Annotated in this window: 41 protein-coding genes; 38 read left to right on the top strand and 3 right to left on the bottom strand. The window is 71.0% G+C overall.

Features of this window, described 5'->3' with window-relative positions; genetic code table 11:
• Positions 1 to 36: 36 nt before the first annotated feature.
• The 31 genes from IG88_RS0114010 to IG88_RS0114165 all read left to right on the top strand — a co-directional run bounded on the left by IG88_RS0114010 (position 37) and on the right by IG88_RS0114165 (position 17,276).
• Positions 37 to 633 carry an RNA polymerase sigma factor gene (locus IG88_RS0114010; protein ID WP_051851898.1) on the top strand — a complete coding sequence of 199 codons (597 nt, stop codon included), beginning with the start codon at positions 37 to 39 and terminating at the stop codon, positions 631 to 633.
• Positions 630 to 953 (top strand): hypothetical protein, encoded by a 324-nt coding sequence (locus tag IG88_RS0114015; protein ID WP_031039771.1) that lies wholly within the window; start codon positions 630 to 632, stop codon positions 951 to 953. The genes IG88_RS0114010 and IG88_RS0114015 overlap by 4 nt, the downstream gene beginning before the upstream one ends.
• The gene (locus IG88_RS0114020; protein ID WP_051851899.1) at positions 950 to 1,525 is read left to right on the top strand and encodes a BN159_2729 family protein; all 576 of its coding nucleotides are present in this window, start codon (positions 950 to 952) and stop codon (positions 1,523 to 1,525) included. Before IG88_RS0114015 ends, IG88_RS0114020 begins: the two co-directional genes overlap by 4 nt.
• A complete protein-coding gene (locus IG88_RS0114025; protein WP_031039777.1) occupies positions 1,522 to 2,430 on the top strand; it encodes a hypothetical protein in 909 nt (302 codons plus the stop codon). Before IG88_RS0114020 ends, IG88_RS0114025 begins: the two co-directional genes overlap by 4 nt.
• Complete coding sequence (locus IG88_RS0114030) at positions 2,427 to 3,194, top strand: hypothetical protein (RefSeq protein WP_031039781.1); 768 nt, start codon at positions 2,427 to 2,429, stop codon at positions 3,192 to 3,194. The genes IG88_RS0114025 and IG88_RS0114030 overlap by 4 nt, the downstream gene beginning before the upstream one ends.
• Positions 3,191 to 3,481 carry a hypothetical protein gene (locus tag IG88_RS0114035; RefSeq protein WP_031039783.1) on the top strand — a complete coding sequence of 97 codons (291 nt, stop codon included), beginning with the start codon at positions 3,191 to 3,193 and terminating at the stop codon, positions 3,479 to 3,481. The genes IG88_RS0114030 and IG88_RS0114035 overlap by 4 nt, the downstream gene beginning before the upstream one ends.
• Complete coding sequence (locus IG88_RS0114040; RefSeq protein WP_051851900.1) at positions 3,478 to 4,755, top strand: AAA family ATPase; 1,278 nt, start codon at positions 3,478 to 3,480, stop codon at positions 4,753 to 4,755. The genes IG88_RS0114035 and IG88_RS0114040 overlap by 4 nt, the downstream gene beginning before the upstream one ends.
• Positions 4,756 to 4,831: 76 nt before the next feature.
• The gene (locus tag IG88_RS0114045; protein WP_031039787.1) at positions 4,832 to 6,310 is read left to right on the top strand and encodes a UvrD-helicase domain-containing protein; all 1,479 of its coding nucleotides are present in this window, start codon (positions 4,832 to 4,834) and stop codon (positions 6,308 to 6,310) included.
• Positions 6,307 to 6,570: a WhiB family transcriptional regulator gene (locus IG88_RS0114050; protein ID WP_031039800.1), complete on the top strand. Its 264-nt coding sequence runs from the start codon at positions 6,307 to 6,309 to the stop codon at positions 6,568 to 6,570. The genes IG88_RS0114045 and IG88_RS0114050 overlap by 4 nt, the downstream gene beginning before the upstream one ends.
• 84 nt (positions 6,571 to 6,654) lie before the next feature.
• On the top strand, positions 6,655 to 7,338 hold the full coding sequence (locus IG88_RS40220; RefSeq protein WP_031039802.1) for a hypothetical protein: 684 nt from the start codon (positions 6,655 to 6,657) through the stop codon (positions 7,336 to 7,338).
• A complete protein-coding gene (locus IG88_RS40225) occupies positions 7,338 to 8,669 on the top strand; it encodes an AAA family ATPase (protein WP_051851902.1) in 1,332 nt (443 codons plus the stop codon). Before IG88_RS40220 ends, IG88_RS40225 begins: the two co-directional genes overlap by 1 nt.
• A 187-nt stretch (positions 8,670 to 8,856) precedes the next feature.
• On the top strand, positions 8,857 to 9,360 hold the full coding sequence (gene ssb / locus IG88_RS0114070) for a single-stranded DNA-binding protein (protein WP_051851903.1): 504 nt from the start codon (positions 8,857 to 8,859) through the stop codon (positions 9,358 to 9,360).
• Positions 9,361 to 9,398: 38 nt separating this feature from the next.
• Entirely contained in the window at positions 9,399 to 9,536 is a 138-nt protein-coding gene (locus IG88_RS43770; RefSeq protein ID WP_199807456.1) for a hypothetical protein, read from the top strand.
• A gap of 65 nt (positions 9,537 to 9,601) precedes the next feature.
• The gene (locus IG88_RS0114080; protein WP_031039808.1) at positions 9,602 to 9,967 is read left to right on the top strand and encodes a hypothetical protein; all 366 of its coding nucleotides are present in this window, start codon (positions 9,602 to 9,604) and stop codon (positions 9,965 to 9,967) included.
• The gene (locus IG88_RS0114085; protein ID WP_031039810.1) at positions 9,964 to 10,338 is read left to right on the top strand and encodes a hypothetical protein; all 375 of its coding nucleotides are present in this window, start codon (positions 9,964 to 9,966) and stop codon (positions 10,336 to 10,338) included. Before IG88_RS0114080 ends, IG88_RS0114085 begins: the two co-directional genes overlap by 4 nt.
• Complete coding sequence (locus IG88_RS40230) at positions 10,335 to 10,979, top strand: hypothetical protein (RefSeq protein WP_051851904.1); 645 nt, start codon at positions 10,335 to 10,337, stop codon at positions 10,977 to 10,979. The genes IG88_RS0114085 and IG88_RS40230 overlap by 4 nt, the downstream gene beginning before the upstream one ends.
• Positions 10,976 to 11,170, top strand: a complete 195-nt coding sequence (locus IG88_RS0114095) for a hypothetical protein (protein WP_031039814.1) — start codon at positions 10,976 to 10,978, stop codon at positions 11,168 to 11,170. The genes IG88_RS40230 and IG88_RS0114095 overlap by 4 nt, the downstream gene beginning before the upstream one ends.
• Positions 11,167 to 11,424, top strand: coding sequence for a hypothetical protein (locus IG88_RS40235; RefSeq protein ID WP_031039817.1), 258 nt, complete (start codon positions 11,167 to 11,169; stop codon positions 11,422 to 11,424). The genes IG88_RS0114095 and IG88_RS40235 overlap by 4 nt, the downstream gene beginning before the upstream one ends.
• A gap of 1 nt (position 11,425) precedes the next feature.
• On the top strand, positions 11,426 to 11,581 hold the full coding sequence (locus tag IG88_RS43350) for a hypothetical protein (protein ID WP_158853922.1): 156 nt from the start codon (positions 11,426 to 11,428) through the stop codon (positions 11,579 to 11,581).
• A gap of 97 nt (positions 11,582 to 11,678) precedes the next feature.
• Positions 11,679 to 12,368: a hypothetical protein gene (locus IG88_RS0114110; protein ID WP_031039819.1), complete on the top strand. Its 690-nt coding sequence runs from the start codon at positions 11,679 to 11,681 to the stop codon at positions 12,366 to 12,368.
• The gene (locus IG88_RS38665) at positions 12,355 to 12,687 is read left to right on the top strand and encodes a hypothetical protein (protein WP_037835887.1); all 333 of its coding nucleotides are present in this window, start codon (positions 12,355 to 12,357) and stop codon (positions 12,685 to 12,687) included. The genes IG88_RS0114110 and IG88_RS38665 overlap by 14 nt, the downstream gene beginning before the upstream one ends.
• A 133-nt stretch (positions 12,688 to 12,820) precedes the next feature.
• Positions 12,821 to 13,591, top strand: coding sequence for a DUF2637 domain-containing protein (locus IG88_RS40240; protein WP_051851905.1), 771 nt, complete (start codon positions 12,821 to 12,823; stop codon positions 13,589 to 13,591).
• A gap of 8 nt (positions 13,592 to 13,599) precedes the next feature.
• A complete protein-coding gene (locus IG88_RS43355) occupies positions 13,600 to 13,755 on the top strand; it encodes a hypothetical protein (protein ID WP_158853924.1) in 156 nt (51 codons plus the stop codon).
• Between the two features lie 11 nt (positions 13,756 to 13,766).
• The gene (locus IG88_RS0114130; protein WP_031039824.1) at positions 13,767 to 14,279 is read left to right on the top strand and encodes a hypothetical protein; all 513 of its coding nucleotides are present in this window, start codon (positions 13,767 to 13,769) and stop codon (positions 14,277 to 14,279) included.
• A complete protein-coding gene (locus tag IG88_RS0114135) occupies positions 14,279 to 14,641 on the top strand; it encodes a hypothetical protein (protein WP_031039827.1) in 363 nt (120 codons plus the stop codon). The genes IG88_RS0114130 and IG88_RS0114135 overlap by 1 nt, the downstream gene beginning before the upstream one ends.
• Before the next feature lie 77 nt (positions 14,642 to 14,718).
• Entirely contained in the window at positions 14,719 to 14,856 is a 138-nt protein-coding gene (locus tag IG88_RS43360) for a hypothetical protein (RefSeq protein WP_158853927.1), read from the top strand.
• Positions 14,853 to 15,404, top strand: coding sequence for a hypothetical protein (locus tag IG88_RS0114145; RefSeq protein WP_031039830.1), 552 nt, complete (start codon positions 14,853 to 14,855; stop codon positions 15,402 to 15,404). Before IG88_RS43360 ends, IG88_RS0114145 begins: the two co-directional genes overlap by 4 nt.
• A 1-nt stretch (position 15,405) precedes the next feature.
• Complete coding sequence (locus tag IG88_RS0114150; RefSeq protein WP_031039837.1) at positions 15,406 to 15,615, top strand: hypothetical protein; 210 nt, start codon at positions 15,406 to 15,408, stop codon at positions 15,613 to 15,615.
• A 157-nt stretch (positions 15,616 to 15,772) separates the two neighbouring features.
• Positions 15,773 to 16,147: a hypothetical protein gene (locus IG88_RS0114155; RefSeq protein WP_031039839.1), complete on the top strand. Its 375-nt coding sequence runs from the start codon at positions 15,773 to 15,775 to the stop codon at positions 16,145 to 16,147.
• Positions 16,148 to 16,303: 156 nt separating this feature from the next.
• A complete protein-coding gene (locus tag IG88_RS0114160) occupies positions 16,304 to 16,690 on the top strand; it encodes a hypothetical protein (protein ID WP_031039842.1) in 387 nt (128 codons plus the stop codon).
• A gap of 160 nt (positions 16,691 to 16,850) precedes the next feature.
• Entirely contained in the window at positions 16,851 to 17,276 is a 426-nt protein-coding gene (locus tag IG88_RS0114165) for a hypothetical protein (protein ID WP_031039844.1), read from the top strand.
• Between the two features lie 606 nt (positions 17,277 to 17,882).
• Here IG88_RS0114165 and IG88_RS0114175 read toward each other — a convergent pair.
• Both IG88_RS0114175 and IG88_RS0114180 read right to left on the bottom strand, forming a co-directional pair.
• A complete protein-coding gene (locus IG88_RS0114175) occupies positions 17,883 to 18,065 on the bottom strand; it encodes a hypothetical protein (RefSeq protein ID WP_031039848.1) in 183 nt (60 codons plus the stop codon).
• Positions 18,066 to 18,102: 37 nt separating this feature from the next.
• A complete protein-coding gene (locus tag IG88_RS0114180; protein ID WP_031039849.1) occupies positions 18,103 to 18,300 on the bottom strand; it encodes a hypothetical protein in 198 nt (65 codons plus the stop codon).
• A gap of 59 nt (positions 18,301 to 18,359) precedes the next feature.
• Here IG88_RS0114180 and IG88_RS0114185 point away from each other — a divergent pair, with 59 nt between their 5' ends.
• Positions 18,360 to 18,575 carry a hypothetical protein gene (locus IG88_RS0114185; protein WP_031039854.1) on the top strand — a complete coding sequence of 72 codons (216 nt, stop codon included), beginning with the start codon at positions 18,360 to 18,362 and terminating at the stop codon, positions 18,573 to 18,575.
• A gap of 6 nt (positions 18,576 to 18,581) precedes the next feature.
• Here the strand turns inward: IG88_RS0114185 and IG88_RS0114190 are convergent, their stop codons facing one another.
• Positions 18,582 to 19,196 (bottom strand): hypothetical protein, encoded by a 615-nt coding sequence (locus IG88_RS0114190; protein WP_031039856.1) that lies wholly within the window; start codon positions 19,194 to 19,196, stop codon positions 18,582 to 18,584.
• A gap of 688 nt (positions 19,197 to 19,884) precedes the next feature.
• Here IG88_RS0114190 and IG88_RS0114195 point away from each other — a divergent pair.
• The 6 genes from IG88_RS0114195 to IG88_RS0114220 are packed head-to-tail and all read left to right on the top strand — an operon-like array spanning position 19,885 to position 21,566.
• Positions 19,885 to 20,145, top strand: a complete 261-nt coding sequence (locus tag IG88_RS0114195) for a hypothetical protein (protein WP_031039860.1) — start codon at positions 19,885 to 19,887, stop codon at positions 20,143 to 20,145.
• Positions 20,146 to 20,159: 14 nt separating this feature from the next.
• The gene (locus IG88_RS0114200; RefSeq protein WP_031039863.1) at positions 20,160 to 20,450 is read left to right on the top strand and encodes an HNH endonuclease; all 291 of its coding nucleotides are present in this window, start codon (positions 20,160 to 20,162) and stop codon (positions 20,448 to 20,450) included.
• 2 nt (positions 20,451 to 20,452) lie between these two features.
• Complete coding sequence (locus IG88_RS0114205) at positions 20,453 to 20,707, top strand: hypothetical protein (protein ID WP_031039867.1); 255 nt, start codon at positions 20,453 to 20,455, stop codon at positions 20,705 to 20,707.
• Complete coding sequence (locus IG88_RS0114210; RefSeq protein WP_031039871.1) at positions 20,707 to 20,925, top strand: hypothetical protein; 219 nt, start codon at positions 20,707 to 20,709, stop codon at positions 20,923 to 20,925. Before IG88_RS0114205 ends, IG88_RS0114210 begins: the two co-directional genes overlap by 1 nt.
• Positions 20,926 to 20,927: 2 nt before the next feature.
• Positions 20,928 to 21,116 (top strand): hypothetical protein, encoded by a 189-nt coding sequence (locus IG88_RS0114215; protein ID WP_031039875.1) that lies wholly within the window; start codon positions 20,928 to 20,930, stop codon positions 21,114 to 21,116.
• Between the two features lie 6 nt (positions 21,117 to 21,122).
• On the top strand, positions 21,123 to 21,566 hold the full coding sequence (locus tag IG88_RS0114220) for a hypothetical protein (RefSeq protein WP_031039877.1): 444 nt from the start codon (positions 21,123 to 21,125) through the stop codon (positions 21,564 to 21,566).
• Position 21,567: the final 1 nt, after the last annotated feature.

A 21,567-nucleotide genomic window follows, 5' to 3' on the forward strand; every position in this document is an offset into this window, starting at 1 on the left:
GGCCCCACACAACCCGCCTCAGATCAAGGAGAACAGGTGTCACCACAGGCTAACCCCAAGATCAGTCCGCCGGGCGTCGATGCCGGGCTGGTGGCCCGGGCCGTCGCGGGAGACCGTGAGGCTTTCGCCGCCCTGTACAACGCCCACCGCACCGATGTGTTGCGGTACCTCACCCGCCGGACCGGCAACCGGCACCTGGCGGAGGACCTCACGCAGGACGTGTTCCTGCGAGCCCTGCGCCGCATCGACACGTTCACCCCGCGCAACGCCTCCAGCTTCGTGGCCTGGCTGATGACGATCGCGCGGAACATCCACCTGGACCACCTGAAGCTGCACCGCGTGCAGAAGGAGGTCCCGGTCGACCAGGTCGACGACGAGTCGACCGACCCCAGCGCCGAGGCCTCCGCGATGCGGGGTCTGGACGCTGTGGAGGCGGCCGCCACGGTCACGGCCGCGCTCGCGGTGCTCACCCCGCAGCAGCGGGAGTGCGTGCGGCTGCGGTTCTTCGCCGAGCTGTCCGGTCCGGAGACGGCCGTGCGAATGGGCAAGGGCCTGCCGGCAGTGAAGACGCTCCAGTTCCGGGCGCTGCGGATCATGCGTTCGGCACTGACCGAGACGGCGGTGGCGGCATGACCGAGCAGACCACCGAGCTGGGATCGCTGGGCTACCAGGGACCCGCACTGGGGATCTTCGCCCGCCTCGCCGAGGTCCAGCCGACGCTGCCCGACGCGTACCTCGTGTTCTCGGGCAGCGAGGTGATGGTCCAGCTCGACAGCGTGCCGGAGGTCGAGGCGTGGCGTGAGGCGCTGCACGTCGCACCGCAGGACGTCGTGCTCAACAAGGGCGCCTCCCGCACCTACCTGGAGTTCTTCACCCGGGTCAGCGGCGTGGCCGTGCACGCATACACCACCGTCGACATCGCCCAGCCCGAGCAGGAAGGGGCAGCAGCGTGAGCAGCGAGCGTGAGCTGACCGAGCTGGAGCAGCAGGCCATCGCCTGGGACCGGACCTGTGCCCGGGCCCGCGCGGTCGCGGCCAGCATCCACGACCGCACCGGCGACCACCCGGTGGGCAAGCACGTGCAGACCGACGGCGACCGGGTTCTGGTCGCGCTCCACATCACGGACCAGACGCAATGGGCGGAGTGGCGCCGCTACTTCGGGATCACGCCCGCCACGGAGCGGCCGCTGCCGTACGCCGTGTGCGCCGAGGGCTACCGCGACGGGGTCCGGGTGTCCGTCGTGGCGTACGACGTCCCGCAGGTCCGGGCCCGGGCGACCGAGGTGGCCGCCCGCCCGTACCTCCTCGACGGCATCGTGTACGACCTGGCGCTGCCGCAGCGCGACAAGGACGGCGACGTCTGGTTCTTCCAGGGGGAGCGCCGCGAGGACGGGATGCCGCTGCTGTCGATGGACAGCCGGCCGGAGCGGTGCACGCTCGGCAACATCGTGCAGCAGGTCGGCCCGCTGACGCCCGTCACCACCACGGCGACGCCCGTCACCCGCAAGGACGGTGAGGCGGCATGACCCGGATCGCCTACGTAGGGAAGCGGTTCAGCCAGTCGAGCCTCGACCTGATCGCCACGGCCGAGAGTATCTGCCGCGACTACGCCGCCCAGGGCTTCGACCTCACCCTGCGCCAGCTGTACTACCAGTTCGTCGCGCGGGGCTACATCGCGAACAAGCAGACCGAGTACAAGCGGCTCGGCGGCATCGTCAACGACGCCCGCCTGGCCGGCCTGCTCGACTGGGACTACATCGTCGACCGCACCCGGAACCTCCGCGGCCTCTCCCACTGGGACAACCCGGAGTCGGTCATCCAGTCGGCGGCGTACGGCTACCGCACTGAGCGGTGGGCGAACCAGCCCCACCGCGTGGAGGTGTGGATCGAGAAGGACGCCTTGGTCGGCGTGATCTCCCAGGTCTGCCAGCGCAACGACGTCAACTACTTCAGCTGCAGGGGATACACCTCCCAGTCCGAGCTGTGGGGCGCGTCCCAGCGGATGATCCGCTACGAGCAGGCCGGGCAGAAGCCGGTGATCATCCACCTCGGCGATCACGACCCGTCCGGCGTCGACATGACCCGGGACATCGAGGACCGGATGGCGCTCTTCGGCGCCGACGTCACGGTCCAGCGCATCGCCCTGAACATGGACCAGGTCGAGGCCCACCGCCCGCCGCCGAACCCGGCCAAGCTCACGGACTCGCGGGCCACCGCGTACATCCGCGAGCACGGGCGGAGCAGCTGGGAGCTGGACGCCCTGGAGCCGACGCTCCTGGACCAGCTCATCGAGGACGAGATCTGGGCATGGCGTGACGCCGGGCTCTGGGAGCAGGAGACCCAGGCCATGGAGCGGGAGCGCACCCTGCTGCGTGGCGTCGCGGACCGGTGGTCCGAGGTCGCTGACCTGATCGGCGGTGACTCCCGATGATCTCCCCGCTCGTCATGACGGCGAAGAAGGTGATCGAGGCCGCGTGGCTCAACGGCCCGACGTACGACATGGCGGTCCAGGCCGCCGAGGCGCTGGAGTCCGCTCAGCTGCTCCAGTCCCCCGAGACCGCCGCCGAGCTGGCCCGCCTGCGAGCGGACCAGGCGGCGAACGACCGCGAGTACGAGGCGGCCACCAGCCGCATCGCCGAGCTGGAGCAGCAGACCAAACCGCAGGAGCTACGCGACGTCACCAAGCCGGACTTCTACCAGCCCGGCCACACGTACGGGACCAGCGGTCTGAGCGACTGGAAGTTCCGCGTCGATCACATCACCACCCGCCCCGACGACGGCGAACGCACGGCCCTGGGCTGGCGGCACTTCCAAGGTGTGTGGGAGCCGTACGCCTACGGCGAGGACGACTACGACATTCACCAGCTCTCTGACCATGGCCTCACCGATGAGTGCACCGCCTACGCCAGGACCCAGGAGAAGAGCAGCCGCCCGGCGGCCGACGCCACTCCCGAGTCGGCACGCGAGCAGCGCCTCGCCCAGCTCCTCGACACGATCCGCACGCACCGCGGGGAGTGGCGGGCCAGCGACATCGTGACCCTGCGTCGCCTGACCGGCGGCCCGACCAAGCGCAGCACCGCTCGCCGAGACCTCGCCGAGCTGCATCGCCGGGGCCACCTCAACCAGCACGGGCCGACCGACGGCCGGTTCTACACCCTCAGGCGCAAGCGCACTCGGGGCGGTGACGAGCGGTGAGCGCGTACACCACGGCCTTCCAGGCCCTCACCAGCGGTCGCGCCCTGCGCCCCGCCGAGGCGGCCGCGCTCCTCGCCCAGCTCCGCAAGGAGACGGGCGAGGAGCTGGCGGCCGCCGTGGAGCGGGAGCTGTCCGGCCAGTTCCGGCGGACCGAGACCGACACCGACGCCGAGTTCCGGCGGAAGCGTCGGGCGTACGGGGCGGCCATCCGCACCGTGAACCGCGTCCGAGAGATCGCCGCCACCCGCACGACCACGACCCACCAGCGCACCCGGAGCACCTCATGACCTTCACGTTCACGCCCGCGACCCGCGAGCAGGCCCGCGCCCGGATCGGACTCCAGGGACCGGCCGGCTGCGGCAAGACCAAGACCGCCCTCCGCCTCGCCGAAGGCCTCGCCCAGGGCGGACAGATCGGCCTGGTCGACACCGAGCGCCGGTCCGCCCTGAAGTACGCGGTCGTCCCGGGGAAGCCGGAGCTGGGTGGTCACGTTTTCGGCCACATGCCGATGGACACCCACGACCCCCGCAACCTCATCGCCGCCGTGCGGGCCGCCGAGGAAGCCGGCCTGGCCGTCCTCGTCGTCGACTCCTGGTCGCACTTCTGGAACGGGCGCGGCGGCCTGCTGAGCATCGTGGAGCAGACCGGCTCGAACGCCCGCGCCGGAACCTTCGGCGCCTGGAAGGACGCGAACCCGATCGAGCAGGACATGCTCGACGCGATGCTCAACTTCCGCGGCCACCTGATCGTGACCCTGCGGACGAAGAACGACTACGTGATCGAGGGCAAGACGGTCACAAAGGTCGGCACCAAGGCCGTGCAGCGCGAAGGCGCGGAGTACGAACTGGACGTCGTGATGGACATGGTGGAGGGCACCGCCACCGTCACGAAGACCCGCTACCAGCCGCTGGAGGGCATGGTCATCCACCACCCCGGCGAGGCTGAGGCGGAGCTGATTCTTGAGCAGCTCGGCCAGGGCGTGGACCCGGTGCAGGTGATCGTGGACGAGCTGGTCGCCGAGGGGCTGACGTACCAGCGGGCGATCCAGCTGCACCGTCGGGCGGAGGACCGGCGCATCTTGGGCGCCGATCTGCTGCACCCGACGACGGGGCAGCCGGCCAAGCTCGGCGACGTGATCCGCGAGTACGGGCAGGCCGTCAAGGCACCGACGACGGGCGTCACGACGAGTGCGGGCGAGGGGGAGTACACCGGTCCGTCAGCGCACTCGCTCTCCGACGCCGAGTCTTCCGCCCCGGCGGTGCGTAACGCGCAGCCCGCCGGCGACCGCGTGACGCCCCCGCAGATGCGGATGATGCATGCCCTGTTCACCCGCGTCGGACTCGGCGCGAAGGAGGACAGGGAGCAGCGGCTCCAGGCCACGTCGCTGATCATCGGCCGCCAGGTCGAGTCGGCCAACGAGCTGACGCTCGACGAGGCCAAGACCCTCCTCGACACGCTCGGCGCGTACGGCGAGCGCGGGGAGACGGCGGCCGCCGACTTCGCCGCCATGGTCGAAGGCCTCATCACCGACGCGACCGGTGCCACCGGCGCCGCCGCCTGATCCACCACTGACCGCGGGCCGCCCCTCTCCCCCGTCCAGGGGCGGCCCGCACCCCCAGAAAGGAGGTGCACCAGTGGTGGACCCTACCCCTGAGCAGGCCGAAGCCATCGCCACCTACGGCGACGGCACCGACCTGGTCCTCCAGGCCGGCGCCGGATGCGGCAAGAGCTCCACGCTCAAGATGATCGCGAAGGCCGACCCGCGCGCCAGCATGCTCTACGTCGCCTACAACAAGAGCATCGCGGCCGACGCGAAGCGGTCCTTCCCCGGGAACGCCTCGTGCTCCACCGCCCACGGCCTCGCCTTCCGCGCCATCGGCAAGGAGTACGCACACCGGCTGTCCGGCCCCCGGCAGACCGCGTACAAGGCCGCCCAGCTCCTCGGCATCGACAGCATCATCGGCCCCGGCATCCCCCGGATCACCGGCGACCTCGGCGACATCGTCGCCATGCCGTCGAAGCGGATCACGCGGTACGCGCTGGAGACGATCACGAACTGGTGCTACTCGGCCGACGACGAGATCCACTCGCGGCACATCCCGCGCAAGCCCAACCTGAAGCTGCCCGCAACCATCGCGCAGATCGCCGAACTGGTGCTGCCCGTGGCCCGCGCCGCCTGGCGTGATCTGCGCAAGACGGACGGCGTCCTGAAGTTCGCCCACGACCACTACCTCAAGATGTGGCAGCTCGGAGGCCCGACCCTCGCGGCGGACGTCGTCCTCCTCGATGAGGCACAGGACACCAACGACGTGGTGGCCGCCGTCATCCAGGGCCAGGACCACGCGCAGCGCATCGTGGTCGGCGACTCGGCGCAGCAGATCTACGAGTGGCGCGGCGCGAACGACGCCCTGGCCAAGTTCGAGGCGGCCGGCGCCCAGGTGCGCACGCTGTCCCAGTCCTTCCGGTTCGGCCCCGCCATCGCCGAGGCCGCCAACGCCTGGCTGTACGTCGTCGGCACCGACCTCCGGCTGAAAGGTTTCGAGCAGGTCGAATCCCGCCGGGGCCACCTCCCGGACCCCGACGCGGTGCTGTGCCGCACGAACGGCGGCGCGATGGAGGTCGTCATGGACGCCCTGTCCCGGGGCGTCAAGGTCGCCCTGGTCGGCGGCGGCGCCGAGATGAAGCGGCTCGCCGAGGCGGCCGCCACGCTCCAGGCCGGCGGCGAGACCGACCACCCGGAGCTGATGGCGTTCGCCTCGTGGGACCAGGTCCGCCAGTACGCCGACGAGGAGGCCGACGGCGCCGACCTCCGGGTCCTCGTCCGCCTGGTCGACGACCACGGCCCGGCGGTCATCATCGCGGCAACGGAGCAGCTCGTCACCGAGACCCAGGCCCAGTTGGTCGTGTCGACGGCGCACAAGGCGAAGGGCCGTGAGTGGCCGCGCGTGCGGATCCACACGGACTTCCGGGCCCCGTCACCGGACCCGTCAACGGGGCTGGTGACGGTCCGCCGCGAGGAGGCCCGCCTCGCCTACGTCGCCGTCACCCGGGCCCGTCAGGTCCTGGACGACATCGCGCTGGCGTGGGTGGACGACGTGAAGGCGGTGGCGGCATGACGGCCGTCAGGGACTGGGAGCAGCTGTCCGCCTGCCGGGCATACGACCCGGATCTCTGGTTCTCGGACCGGAGCCGCGGGCTGGCGATCGCGATCTGCGACGGGTGCCTGGTGCGCGAGGAGTGCCTGACGGCCGTGCTCGCCCGCGAGGACGGCGTGGCCAAGGGGCACCGCATGGGCATCGCCGCGGGCCTGACCGGCACCCAGCGGTGGGAGCTGGCCCGAAAGAACACCGGCACGTCCGAGGTCCGCACTGAGTGAGCTGCCGTCGGCCCGGCGGATGTGGCCGGCCGCCGGGCCGACGGCCACCAGCACAGATCCACTGCACAGAAGGGGGCGTCACCAGTGGGAGACCGCCTGGTCACCGAGGTCATGGACATGGCCCCGGCGACGCTGACCCACCGCGAAGCGTGGGTGCTCGCGGTGCTGGCGGCCGACGCCCACGACGACACGCGCACCACCCAGTCCAGCGTGGAGGCCCCGGCCGTGCTGCGCCGGGCCCGGGTCTCCCGTCCGCAAATGTACGCCGTACTCAAGGCGCTCATCACGAAGGGCGTGCTGAAGCGGGCGGCGGCCGGCCAGCGGAATCGGGCGGCGGCGTACACGCTGCTGCCGCTCGATGCCGAGCCTCAGCCAGTGCCAGCCCGCCCGGCCCCGGGGGCGCCCCGTCGTCCGGCGCCGCAGCCGCAGGCCCGCCCGGCCCGCAAGCGGACGCCGCCCCCCGTCGACACCGGGTTCGACGAGTTCTGGGCGGCCTACCCCCGGAAGGTCGCGAAGGGCACGGCCCGGACCGCCTGGACCAAGGCCCTCAAACGCGGCGTGACGGCGGAGCACATCACCGCGGCCGCCAGCCGGGCTGCCGCCCAGTGGCGGGCAGCACACACCGAACTCCGCTTCATCCCGCATCCGGCGACCTGGCTGAACGGCGAGCGGTACGACGACGAACCCGAGCAGCCCCCCGCCCAGAATCAGCCGACGCTCCCCGGCACCGCCCGCTACACCGACCCGTCAGAGAAGGGGATCTTCTGATGACGCACGACCACGTCCCCGAGGACGACGAGCTGTTCACCCGCACCATGCCGCACGACCTCGGCGCAGAGCAGGCGTACCTCGGCGCGCTGTCCTTCGCGGCGAACGCCTCGGGCAACGACACCCGTCGCGTCCACCAGCTCGTCAGCACGGGCGACTTCTACCGCCCCGCCCACGCCACCATCCACGCCACCGCCGGCGTCCTCATCGACCGCGGCGAACCCGTCGACCCGATCACCCTCGCCGCCCAGCTCCAGGCCGACGGCACGCTCAGCAAGGTCGGGGGCGCCCCGTACCTTCACACCTTGGTCCAGGCGGTGCCGACCGTGGCGCACGCCGAGCACTACGCCGAGCGCGTCCGGGACCTGGCCCAGCGCCGCGCGCTCATCTCGGCCGGGCACCAGATCATGCAGCGCGGGTTTGACCCCACCGCCGGTGAACCCGGCGACCTTGCCGAGGAAGCCGTTGCGCTGGCCCGTGACGTCCGTGACGCCGGGCGTGCCGCCGCTGACGCCCCCGTCACGGACATGCACGACTTCCTGACGGTGGTCGACACCTACGACTGGGTCATCCCCGGGCTGCTGGAGCGCGGCGACCGGATGATCCTCACGGCCGGTGAGGGCGGCGGCAAGTCCGTTCTGCTGCGGCAGATCGCCGTGGCGACGGCGGCCGGGGTCAACCCGTTCACGATCGAGCCGTCCGAGTACGGCCCGCAGAAGGTCCTCGTTCTGGACTGCGAGAACTCCGCGCCGCAGTCCCGCCGGCACTACCGGCACCTGATGAACGCCGCCTCGCGTGCGCACATGCCGGTGAAGCGGGGCCAGCTCCACATCGACGTGCGGCCCGAGGGTGTCGACCTCACGAAGGCGGAGGGCCGCGCGTGGCTGATGCGCCGCGTGGAGCAGGTCATGCCGGACCTGCTGGTGATCGGCCCGATCTACCAGCTGCACACGGGGGACCCGAACAGCGAGGACCACGCGCGCCGGGTGACGGTGGCGCTGAACGAGGCCAGGATCACCGCGAACTGTGCGCTGGTCATGGAGGCTCACGCCCCGCACGGGAACGGCTTCGGTCCCCGCTCGCTCCGCCCGGCCGGGTCCTCGCTGTGGATGCGGTGGCCTGAGTTCGGGTTCGGGCTGCGGCCGGTGGAGGACGAGAAGAGCGCGGAGGAGGACCGGGCGCGGCGCCTGGTCCCGTGGCGTGGCCTGCGCGACGACCGGTCGTTCCCGCCGTTTCTCAGGCAGGGGGAGAAGGGATCTTGGCCGTGGATCCCGTACACCCCGATCGACTCCGACGTCCGCGGCTACAGCTCGACCGGGGCCACCGGGTGAGCGGCACGTGCTCCGAGTGCGGCCGCCCCCTCCGGGTGTCTACCGGAATCGGACCGAAGTGCGCACGGAAACGCGACGGCCCCCCGCCGCCGGCCGTCCGCTCCACCCGGGCCGCACCGCCGGTCGAAACCCACCCCGACCAGATCACCATCCCGATCCAGCTCCCCCTCCCGAAGGAGACCTGACCGTGGCACTGCCCACCATGACGGGCGTCGGACGCCTCGTCGACGACCCCGAACTCCGCTTCACCCAGTCCGGCAAGGCCGTCGCCACCGTGCGGCTCGCCTTCAACTCCCGACGCCTCAACCAGCAGACGAACCAGTGGGAGGACGGCGACGTCTTCTGGGTCCGCGGCACCCTGTGGGAGAAGCTCGCCGAGAATGCCTCCGAGTCCCTGGAGAAGGGCATGGAGGTCCTCGTCTCCGGGGAGCTGCGCACCGAGTCGTGGGAGAAGGACGGCCAGAAGCACAGCCAGCCGTCGCTGCTGGTCCGCTCGATCGCCCCAAACCTGGCGTACGCCACGGCGCAGGTCACGAAGGCCAACGGCCAGCAGCAGGGCGGCGGACAGCAGCAGCGGCCCGCGCCGCAGCAGCAGCGCCGCCAGGGCCCGCCGCAGGACGACCCCTGGGCCACCGGCCCCGCCACCAGCGGGAGCCAGGCCGGCGGCTACAGCGACGAGCCCCCGTTCTGATGGCGGTCCTCCTTCGCCTCCCCGGAGGCGCTGACGACGTGGCGGAGATCATCGACGCCCTGCTGTCGACGGCTGACGGCTGTGAGGACCGCGCACCCGCACTCGCGGCCCGACGCCGGCAGTTGGCCCACGACATGGGCGACGCCCTGGACCAGTTGCCCGCACCTCCGCAGTAACCCCCACCTCTCCCGGACAGGGGCCCCACGCAGGGACCCGCCCCGGCCACCACCGGAGGCACCCCATGTTCGGACGCAAGATCAACCGCCGCCGCGCCGCAGCGCCGCCGGCCAAGCCCGACCGCATCACCATCGACCTCGGCTCCCTGTGGGAGCGCATCGTTCTGGAGCCGCGCGAGTTGCGTGCGGTCCAGCGTTGGCTGCGCCTCAACCGGATCGACCCGAATGACGTCCCCGTCCGGTCCCAGCTGGTCCTGGAGGACAGCGCGTTCGGTCCGGTGATCCGGTACGACGCCTTCCTCACCACGGACGAGGGCCACCGGTTCATCGACGTGGCGTACGGGGACCGGCCCGCGACCCAGCGGCGCACTGCGCTGCTGTGGCAGGAGCCCTCGCTGGAGTGGATCGTCGCCGCTGGCGGTGAGCAGTGACCGCCTTTACCCGCGGGTTCCGTCTGCACGTCGCCGACGGCCAGGTCCTCGACGGCGCCGCGTTCCCGTCCGGCCGCACGATCGTCGTCGACGACCCGGAGTACGGGCTCGCCACGGTGACCTCCTCCCTCGAAGTTCTGCTACAGGGCTACCACCGGGCGCGGGTTGAGTGGGACGACGAGGCGCTGCTGGACGGGCAGCCCCGGCCCACCGTCGACTCGATCACCAGCGACCAGCTGGATGCGCTGCTGGTGCAGGCCGCCGCGCTGTCCCGCGTCCGCGCGTACCTCGAAGCGCGCCTCGACCAGGTGGCCGTGGATCCCGCCGACCTCTTCAACCTGTGCCTGCCCCAGGCCGGGGAGGCGTCGTGACGATCGCCGCGCTGCGCCGACTCCTCGACGAGATCGACACCCAGGGCGGGCCCAACGCCGCCCGCCGGCGTCACCTCAGCCTCGACGACAGCCCACGGCAGGACACCGCCGCTCCGCAGGTCGAGTCCGCGCCGCCCGCTCAGGCAGGTCTGCACGCCGCGATCGCCGAACTCCTGCGGGCTGGCGCCACGTACGAGGAGATCCGCAAGGAACTCGGCGGTGGCAGCTACAGGACGATCTCCCAGGTACGGCGCGCCGAGGACATCCCGGTCATCCCGCGCCCGCGCGCGTCACACACGCCTGAGGCGACGTACGCCCGGTACGCCGAGCCGTACGGCGACGGGCACGCCCGCTGGACCGGGGCCTGGGCGGGCCGCATGCCGCAGATCCAGCACCCCGGCCCGAACGGCAAGGGCCGGAAGGAGTCCGCGCTGCGCGTCGCCTTCCGCATGTTGTACGGCCGCGAGCCCACCGGCTATGTACGGGCCAGCTGCCTGGAGTCCGGCTGTGTTGCCGCTGGTCACCTGGCCGACCGCGAGATGCGACAGGAGCTCAACCGGACTCGTCCTCGCGCTCTGCCGACAGCGCACCCGACGCCCGAGCGCTCCGACCCTCTCGACCTCTCTGGAGCCGCGTCGTGATCGCCGAAGCGTTCGAAACCCTCCGCCTCGTCATCATCGCGGGCGGCGCCTGGTTCATCGCCGGAGCCATCGCCGTCGGCCTCGTCCTGGCCGTGTTCCTTGTCGCCCTGCACGCGGCCGCCCGCACCGTCTGGCGCGCCCTCCGCCCGTCCGCGGCCCGCAGCACCACCGACTACGAGGAAGTCGCATGAGACACGCCCGACGCACCGCCAACGCCTGCAAGATCGGCGCCTTCCTGTCCGCCGTCATGGCCGGCTACTCGGTGACCCACCACCCGTGGCTCATCGTCCCCGGGCTGGTCGCGGCCGCCGTCCTCCTGGTGGCGGCCGCCGAGACCCAGAGGACCGGGGCCCGGCGGCGGGACCGGTACGAGCGGGTGGCGGCCGCGGCCGCCACCGACGAGCAGCTGCTCCGCCCCCAGCACGACCAGCCCAAGGAGCAGTGACGTGCTCACCTTCATGCTCGGCGTCGTCCTCGGCGCCATCTCTGGAGGCATCACCTACGGCCTCACCTCGGACGGCCAGCTCGCCGCGATCGTCGGAGGCGTGGCCGCCGTCCTCACCTGGCTCGGGATCGCCGCCCTGATCATCGCGGACGACTGAGCACCGACGAAGGGGCGCGCCCTCGAACTCCCCAGCTCCACGGCGCGCCCCATCCGGTGGTCTCACCGTACTCGCCCCACGCACCACAGGAGCCACGATGACCGCAGCCGACGACCTCGACACCATCACCGAACGCTGGGCCGCCCTCGAGGAGGCCGCCGGCACCCGCCCCACCACCACCTGGCCCCCGGCCATGGGCATCACCCGCCTCATGTCCGACGAGGAGCAGGCGGAGGCCGCCGCCGAGCGCGCCGACAGCAACCCGGACGCGCCCGGTGCCCGGCCGACTCCCGTCAACGTGGACGTCCTAGACGTCATGACGACGATCGAGACAGGTCTCGTCACCACGGCCGACTGGCTTGCTGAGCGGGTCCAGCGGCCCGCGCTGTCGTGGGCGACGGGGCGTGGCTGGCGTGACGACGTTCACCGCCAGGCCGTGCTGCTGTCCACGAAGGATGCGGCCGACCCGCGACGCTGGCGGTTCACCGGCCAGCGGTCCGCGGCCGCGGCCGCCGAGTGGCTGGCGCTCCGGCTCCGCGCGGCGCCGGGCCCGTTCCGGCCGCTCGACGAGGGCGAGCGCCAGGCCGTGGAGAAGGTGGCCCGCATGGGCGCCGAGCTGATCGGCCGCACCCTCGGTGACGCCCGTCGCCGGGAGCCCGTGCCGCACCCGTGCCCGCTCCCGTGCGGGGGCCAGCTGGTCGTCGAAGGCGGCGACGGTGAGGCGCCGGTCGTGCGCTGCGAAGACTGCGGCCGGACGTGGACGGAGACGGCCGATGGCGCGGCGTGACGGCCGTCGCCTGCGTCAGGCCTGCGACGTGACCTGGCCCGGGCACGGTCTCCAGTACGCCCGTCCGTATCCGTGTGGCTGGCGCTGCGACCGGCACGCCCCGTGGGCGATGGCCGGCCAGCCCGAACCGTTGCCGGGCCCCGGCTGGCCTGCAGGCGCCTGGACGACCCTCAGCCCCATCAGCGACAGCCGCGTCCACGACCAGCGGGCGATCGCCTCGGGCAAGCGCCGCGCCACCGCGCACGCCTACCGGGCCGCGCAGGGCGCCGTCGCCCGCCGGAATGACGCCCGTCAGCCGGGCCCGTCGTTGAACCCGTAGCACCACCCGCGACCAGCGCGGTACCGTCATGGACGGCAGATGCCCCCCGTAGGGCGTCACCTCCACATGAGCGAGCCCCAGCCAGGACATTGCGGGTCCGGCCAGGGCTCTAACCGCAGGAGAGTGACCTCCTATGGCTGAGCTGCACCTTAGTGCGCCCAACCACCCCAGCAACAGTCAGCGGCGCGCCATCACCGCGTTGGCCATCACCGCCGCCGCCCTGATCTTCCTCCTCACCGGCGTCTCCCTGTGGCTCTCGTACGAGCACCTTCACGACGTCGGCGCCCGGCACGGCTTCGCTGACGACCCGATCCGCGCCTGGGCCTGGCCCGCCACCCTCGACCTGTTCTACGCCGCGGGCGAGGTCCTCATCCTCCGCGCCGCCCTCGCCCGCCGCCTCGACTGGTGGGCCATCTCGCTGGTCGTGTTCGGCGCCGGCGGCTCCATCGCCCTGAACATCGCCGGGGTCGGCGAGGGCGCCCAAGCCCTGGACTACGTCGTCGCCGCCGTCCCCCCGGTCGCGAGCCTGCTGGCGTTCGGCGCGCTGATGAACCAGCTCTACCGGCTCCTCGCCCAGGGCGGCCCGGTCGTGACGCCCGTCGACCAGCCCGAAGAGCAGCCGGTGACGGCCCCGGTCACCCCGCCGCTGCCGAAGGCCAAGCCCCCCACCGTCCCCCAGCCGATCCAGTACAGCGACCCGCGGTGCTCAGCGATCCGCCCGCTGTACGACGCCGGCCTCCGTCCGGGCACGAAGGCCATGCGCGCCGCGATCCTCGGCGCCGGCTTCGCGGACTGCTCCGACGGGATCATCCGGGGCACGCTGCGCGCGGAGATTGAGCGGCACGAGCCGCACCTCGCGCAGCTGCCGCCCGCGCCCGTCGCCATCGCCGCCGTCGGCCCCTGACCACGGCCGTGTTCGCCGTGCTGTTCGGCGTGTTCTGTGCTGCGTGCGCGCTGCTCGCGCTCGCCGGTCTGGCCCTGGTGGCTCCCCGCGACGTGCCCCCGATCACCGGCACGTGCGCGTTCATCCTCACCCTCGCGGCGCTCGGCGTCGCCGTCCTCCGCTGAAGGACCCCACCGTGAACTACGTGACGTACGGCGGCGTGACCGTCGGCCTCTGCATCCTCGGCTACGAGATCGTGACCTGGTGGCCCGGCCGCAAGCAGCTGCAGCAGGACCCGATCAGGCACGCGTCCCGGCTGCTGCCGTTCCTCGCTTCCTGGGCGTACGGATGCCTGACCACCCTCGGTATCGCCGGGCTCATCGGCACCGCGTCCAGCGCCGTCCTCGGCCTGTCCAACTGGTTGGGAGACGCGGCCCTGGTGTGGGGCGTGGGCGAGCAGCCGGGCCAGCTCGCCGCCCGCGAGACCTTCGTCCCGCTGTCCGGGCCCGGCGCCTGCCTGGTGCTGATCCTGACGGCCGTGTTCGTCGCCGCGGTGAAGAAGGCGAGCGACGCCAACTCGGGCGTGCTGAAGCGGGGCGCCTGGTGCGGCATCACGCTCGGCACGTCCGCCGGCGTCGCCGGGTTCGCCGCGGTCCCGCTGGCGACGGCCGCGAACTGGCTCGGCGACAACACCTACGGGCGGCTGTGATGGCGCGCCGGAAGCAGGCCACCGAGGACCCGGAGGAGCGGAGCGCGCTGGCCGGTGCGGTCGTCGTCGTACTGCTGCTCGCCGTCGTCTTCGGCGTCCTGTTCGCCGTGTCGGATGCGGCCGGGATCCTCGGCACTGTGGCCGCGTCCACCGTGGCCGTGTGGTGGTCGGTTACCCGCCGCAAAGGTTCGTACCAGCCCCTCCCCTCCCCCACCGAACCCCTCCCCCCTGAAGACGAGTTGCCTGGTCACGGGCCTGTGACCATCCGGCACCGAGAGGGGATGTCGATCTTCCTGCGGGACGACGCGGACAACCCCGCCCGCACCCACGTCCACGTCGTACGCCACGACCAGGACGCCTAAGACCCCGGGGCGGCCGCCATGCCGCCAAGCCGTCGGCCACCCCGGTCCCATCCCAACCACGAGACGGAGACGCCATCATGGCACTCGGATTCAAGAAGCCCATCCGGCCCGACGACCCGCGCCTTCAGGACAAGGAGACGGAGTACAGCGCGTCGCGCGGCGGCTGGTACCCGCCGAAGAAGAAGCCCACCCCCGGCAAGCCGAAGAAGGGATGACCGCCGTGCGCACCCTGCCCCACGACCCCTACATCGAGGCCGTCACCGACGCGCTCACCGCCGCCGGTCTGAAGCCCGCCGAGCACTGGACGTCCGACGGCGAGACCAAGGGCACGTACTGCCACCTGAACGCCATCATCACCCTCGACCCCAGCAACGCCCGCGACCTGGCCGACGACGAGGTCCCGGCGGGCACCGCCTGGCGCCACGGCCTGATCCTCAGCTGGGAGTGGCACACCGGCGCCGAGGAAGGCTGGGAGAAGGGCCCCTTCTGGGAGTTCGCCGCGCTCAAGGCGGACGGCTCCTGCCAGTACGTGCCCGCCATGCTGCCCGTGCCCGGCTACGCCAGCCCGGCCGCCGTCGTGGACGCCGCCCGCAAGGTCATCGCCCGCGAGATCAAGCCCGACCCGTCCTCCTCCTCCGGTGCCGTGCTCTGGGACGGCGGGATCATCGGCGACGCCTGGGAGCGGCCCACGGAGCTGGACGCCGCCTGCGAGGCCTGGGGCGCAGCGGAAACGACCGAGACTGAGATGAAGGAGAGCAACTGACATGAGCGAGCGACTGGACGCAAGTGTGCTGCTGCTGATCGGTGACGAGGCGGAGATCGTGACGCCGCACCGTGGCCACGCGGACCCGGAGCGGGTGTCCGTCGACCGGCTGGTGAGGGAGACGGGTCTGACCCGGGAGCGCTTGGTCGGCGCGCGCCTGGTGGCTGTTGTGGGTGACGACGGGGAGTTGGTGCGGTTCGAGCGCGCCTGATCGAGTGCTGAGGGGGCGGTCGTGTGGCCGCCCCCTTCCTCTCCCCAGAGATGTTGCGTTCTTAGAAGTCAATGCTGTAAAGTTAGACACGTCAGGGCGGGGGGCGAGAGCCCCGCACCGGACACCAGTTGAAAACTCCACAGAGAGGACAGCCACCATGGCTGACCACGAAGACGAGACGATGGGTGCGCTCGCGCACTCGATCTCGCTGGTCTACTCGATCCTGATCGAGGTGTGCGGGATGCTCCCCGTACCAATCAGCCTCCCGGCCGATCACCACGTCCCCGCGACGGACGCCGTCCCCGCCATCCAGCGGGTGGCGGTCCTGGGCAGGGACCAGCCGATGGGTGAGGCGCAGGAGTTGCAGCTCTACACCGGCTGCATCCACCTCCTGGCCGCGATCGACCTCTACGCGCTCTGCGCAGCGAGGTACACGGACACCCGGGCCGAGGGTGTCGGGGCCAATCTGCTCATCGCAGAGGATGCCCTGAAGAGCCTGGCGCTCTGGCTGGTGATCAACCAGGCCGACTGATCCACTCCGCCCCCCGGCAGCCAGCCGGGGGGCGCTCTCATTTCCCCAAGAGTGTTGCAATCTTAGAAGCAAGTGCTGTAAAGTAAGACGTGTCGGGACGGGGGGTGAGAGCCCCGGAACCGACAGCCAGTTGAAAATTCCAGAGAGGAGAACGTCGTGGCAGACCACGACAACCACAGGGAGCGACTCCTGACGCTGATGGAGGCCCTGGTCGGCGCCTACGCCTACGTACAGGCACTGCTCAAGGACCTCCCCCTCCCCGTCATCATCCCCGACTTCCAGCCGGGAGAGGACGAGGAAGGCCCCGTAACGGCCCTGAAGGGCCTCAACCGGGTCCGTGAGGTGGTGGCCGACGAGCCGATCTCGGAACGCGACAAGCGAGCCTTCGAGCACATGGTGCTCGACTGGTTCACCGCGTACGAACTGCTCGTCATCACCCGGCTGGCAGGCCCCGCCCCCTGGCGACTCGACGCCGCTGAATTCGCACTCAACCGGGTCGTGACCTGGATCGAACTGATCGAGGGCATCGACGACGAGTCGTAACCCACCGCCTGCCCCGGCAGCCAGCCGGGGCAGGCCCCCTCTCCTCCCGGAAGATTCACCGCCCCAGGCACGTAGAAGGGGCCGACGCGAGCCCCAGCAAGCCAGGGGTGAGAGACGTCGGCCCCACCAGTTGAAAACTCCGCAAAGGAGATTCCCCACCATGGTAGAGCCCCAGCGCCTCATCACACCCGAGATCGCCGACCGCTACGACGTGAGCATCCACACGGTGACCAAGACCTGGTCCGCCCACCCCGAATGGCCGGCCCCCGTCGACCGGCGCGGCCGGTACAAGGAGTGCGACGCCCAGGCCGTCGCCGACTTCGTCCGCCAGCACGTCGACCGCCAGGCCATCGCCCTGGAGCCCCGCCGCCTCTACACCGCCCAGCAGCTCGAAGACGCGGGCATCGGCATCAAGGCCTCCACGATCCGCGCCGACCTCTCCCGCAGCCGCAAGCCCGGCCAGCCGCGCCGCTGGCCCGAGCCCGACGACACGGCGAACGGCGTCAACCGTTGGTACGGCGAGACCGTCACGACGACCCTGACGGCCCGTCGCGGCTACCGCGTAAAACGACTCACGGATAGGTGATCGCGGAAGCAGCAGGTAGAAGGCTTTGCTCGGCCAGACGCGCGAGTCGTTATCGATTTCGAGTTACGTGATTCACGGAACATGAACCCACTCCAGCGCTAGGGTAGTACCACCGACCAGGGCATCCATGGATGCGCCAGGGTGGAGGTCACTGACACCAGTGCTCGGTGACCGCAAAGGTGAAAGTGAAGGTGGGGGCCCAGTTTCGCTCCCAAGCAAGTCCGGACCCCCACGATCGGGCTACAGGCCGTGCAGGAGCCAGGCCAGCACCTCACGAAGGACGGCGGCCACCGTCACTTCGCTGAGGTACAGGACGATCCGCCCTGCACGGCCGTAGTTCCCGGCACGTACGAGCGCGATCCAACGCCTGACTCTCTCCGTCTGAGCCTTACCGAGTGCCGCCAGAGGGCGGCGTCGGCGGTGACGACCCATGTCGTCTTCCTCCATGCTGCGGGCCTGCACCGACCCCGGTGGGAGCCGTTGTGGGCACGGCCCAACACCCACAAGACGGAGGAAGTCCTGTTTGAGCGTCAGCACGATCCAACCCGATCTGCGAGCCGTACGGGGTCGGAATGCCGAAAATTGGAACGGGTCGTACAGCTCCCGTCAGTTGGCTACAAGGCCGGGGTCTGACGTGGTGCTCCGGACGCTTAGCCGGTACTCGCCAACGAACTGAGCCTCCAGCGCGATCGCCCGGCCCTCGAAGGCCTGCCGCTCCTCACGGGTCAGGAGCTGCCGGTCGACCTGGCGGGCCGCGCGCTCACGGTTCGGGTACGGACGGTGCCCCATGCTGGCCTCCTCGCGTCCGGGCCAGCATGACAGGCCGTCACGCCTCCTCGGGCCACTCCGTCAACGTCACGCCCGTCTCCTCATCGCGCAGGGTGACCCGGGCGCCCGGCAGGCCCCCGTACCGGCCGACCCAGTCCCGGAACTTGCCCCGCGCCACGTCCTCGCGGTCCCACCAGCCCGTGATGGCCGGCCTGCCCGCGGAGGTCGCCGTGACGCGGTAGCGGTCGCTACTCACCCCGCCAGGATGGCCCCCGCCGTCGTGCACCGCCCGCCCGGCGCGCGCAGGCTGGTGGCATGGCCAGCTCCCAGCCTGTCGTGATCTACCCGCCCGACGAGGACGGCGGCCGCCGTGTCCAGGTCGACGGCGAGATCCTCGGCCGCGCCTTCGGCGTCCAGGACGTCGCCCGGTTCATGCAGGAGGCCGGCCTCCAGGACTGGGACGAGATGGACGTCGTCAGGTCCGGCCTGATCGACTGGCGCGGGGGAGGGCCGGACGCCTGGGAGCACTGACGCCCGTCACGACGCCCCGTCGGCCGGAACCTCCTCCAGCTTCCCGTACGAGTCACGACGCCAGAGCACCCCGCCATCGTCCGTGAACAGCAGGGCTGGCCGGTTGTTGTCCACCGTCGCCTCCGACCAGTTCGGAGACTCGAACACCACCTTGTGCCCTGCTGGGATGAGCGGCACGGGCACCAGGCGCCGGCCGCCGTCCGGGTGGTGGAAGCCCTGCTCATCCGTGGCGGTGGCCGCAATGTACGTCTCGCCGAACCGGACCGTAACGTCGCGAATCGGCTCGTTGCTCTTGTTCTCGACCTCAACCCGCCAGGCGCTGTAGCCCGTTCCGTCGCCGTAGCGGTCCTCACCGCTGCTTCCCCAGGTGGTGAAGGCCATGTGGATCTGCCGGGCCTGCGAGACCCTGCGCTCCTCGGCCTGGGCCCGCAGCTCGGCGCGCTCCAGCTCCAGGTTCTGACGCTGCTCGTCCATGAACCGTGTCTGCTCCGCGATGAACGCCCGCTGCTCGCCGATCTGCCGCCGCTGACTCCTGATCGTCTGGTACGCAAACCAGCCTGCTGTAAGCGCGCCCACTCCGCTGAACCACGTCGGTACGTCTCCCCAGTCCGCCAGCCCCATGCTGCGCCCCTCCCCGGGCGGCGGCCGCGCGACTCTTTCGAGTGGATCTTGCGCCCGCCTCTGTGTCTCGATTCACCGGACACTGAGCCCTTCTCAGTGTCCGCAATTCCCGGACGCTGAACCCCCCTCAGTGTCTCGGAATACCGGACCCTAAACCCGTCCTTCAGGGTCCGCGAATCCCGGACACTGAACCCCTCTCAGTGTCCGCAGAACCGAGACACTGAGACGCCCCTCAGTGTCTCGGAATACCGGACACTGAAACCCGAGTCGCTCCACAACCGCGCAGGTCACCGCACTGCACGCCCCTCTGCGTCCGCGAATCCCGGACACAGTCCCGCGTGTATGTATGTAGTTAGAAGATCACTACCAAGACACACTCACCGCGTCCCACGACCACGCCGACCTACTTGCGCCCCACGCCCCAGCCGTGGATCATGGGCCCCAAGTTCGGCGTGCCCGGACACAGAAGCCGCTCCGTGAACACCCCGGAGCACAGAGGTCCGGCAACCACACGGGCAGCCCCCGGCTGACGGAAACCGGCCAAGATCAAGTGCCAGCGCTCCCCCCAGGGGAAGCCGACCCCGTGAGGCCAGCTGGCACTCATCTCAGATCACAGCCTGATCAACACGCCTTCACACCACCCCCACACACGGCAGCCTGGACCCCCACACACCACCCAGGGGAGACCATGGCCGAGCCCACCTACAGCGACATACAGAAGGCCGTCCGCGTCGAGAAGCTGCGCATCTGGTTCGCTTGGATCTGCGGCAACATCATCCTGCTGATCATCGCCAACGGCACCAAGGACATCCACATCCTCAGCGTGATCACGCAGGTGCTGCTCGTCGTCGGCTTCCTCGCGCTGACCGTCGCCCTCTTCCGCATGACCGGCGCCCTCAACCGCAAGGCCGCCGCCGCACGCCGCGAGGTCCTCGGCGACGACCTGTAGGCAAGGAGGCGCCCGTGGCCGGCAACCCGCGCAACGGACGCCCCTACCGCCGCCTCACCACCCAGCAGCGCGCCCTCGGCCTCCCCTGCTGGCTCTGCGGCGGAGAGATCGCCTACTGGATCACCGGCCCGGAAGCAGGCCGGCACCCCGAGGCCTTCACCCTCGACCACGCCGTCCCCCTCAGCCTCGGCGGCGACCTCCTCGACCCCGCCAACGCCCGCAGCGCGCACCGTCGCTGCAACTCGGCCCGCGGCAACCGCACCGACCACCGAGGCCACCGCATCCGCGCCTCCAGGAGGTGGTGACCATGAGCTACGACCAAGACCGCGCCGCCTTCGAGCAGCGCATCCGCCACGCCCTCCACACTCAGCCACCCCGCGTCATCACCCCCCGACGCGACGCCTGGATGCGCCGCACCGGCCCGGCCTGGTGGATCGGCTACGCCCTGTACGAGCCCTGCGACTTCGCCTACGCCGCCCCTCGTCGCATCGCCTGCCGCCTCCTCGGTCGGCACAACCCGACCTGCGTTGGACGACCCGCACCCCATCCAAGGAGATGGTGATGGCCGACACCCCCACGACCCTGGCCCTCGACCTCGCGGCCGACCTCACCGTCATCCGCCCTGGCGACACCGTCCTCGTCCGCGTCCCCTCCGACATCCCGGCCGAGCAGATCCGTCGCATCGTCGACCAGTTGAAGGAGCGGATGCCCGACGTCGCCGACGTCCTGGTCCTCGCCGGCGCCGACGGCATCGCCGTCTACCGGCCGAACGACGAGTGACGATGCGCGCTCTACTGCACCGCATCGCCCGACGCTGCGAGACCCACGACCGCGCCTCGTACGCCGTCACCAGCCGCCTGGAACGCCAGCTCGGCATGGAGCCCAGCGAACCACCGGCGAGCATCACGGACCAGTTCATGGACCCCGACCTGATCGACTGCGGCAACACCTGGTGCCAGCACCGGAGGTGACGCCCCGTGCTGTACGTCGTCACCGGCCCGCCAGCCGCGGGCAAGTCCAGCTGGATCGAAGCCCGGGCCCGAGCGACCGACATCGTCATCGACCTCGATCGCATCACCCAAGCCCTCACCGGACCCGGCGCCCCCTCCTGGAACCACCACCCCGTCGCATCCAAGGTCGCTCTCCGTGCCCGGTACGCCGCCATCGACGAGGCCCTCAAGCACCTCGACCAGGTCGACGTGTACCTCATCCACACCATGCCCAGCCGCAAGTGGCTCACCCGCTACCAACACCACCAGGCCGAGATCATCACCGTCGACCCGGGACGCGACGTCGTCATGCAACGGGTCCGGGACATGCGGTCACCCGGCCTCCTGGCCGTAGCCACCCGCTGGTACCAACAGCACGCCCGACGCCCCCACGGAAGGCCGGCCGGACGCCAGGCCTCCCGAGCCTGGTAAC

Source organism: Streptomyces sp. NRRL F-5650 (assembly GCF_000721365.1).
In the GTDB taxonomy this organism is placed as follows: domain Bacteria; phylum Actinomycetota; class Actinomycetes; order Streptomycetales; family Streptomycetaceae; genus Streptomyces; species Streptomyces ardesiacus.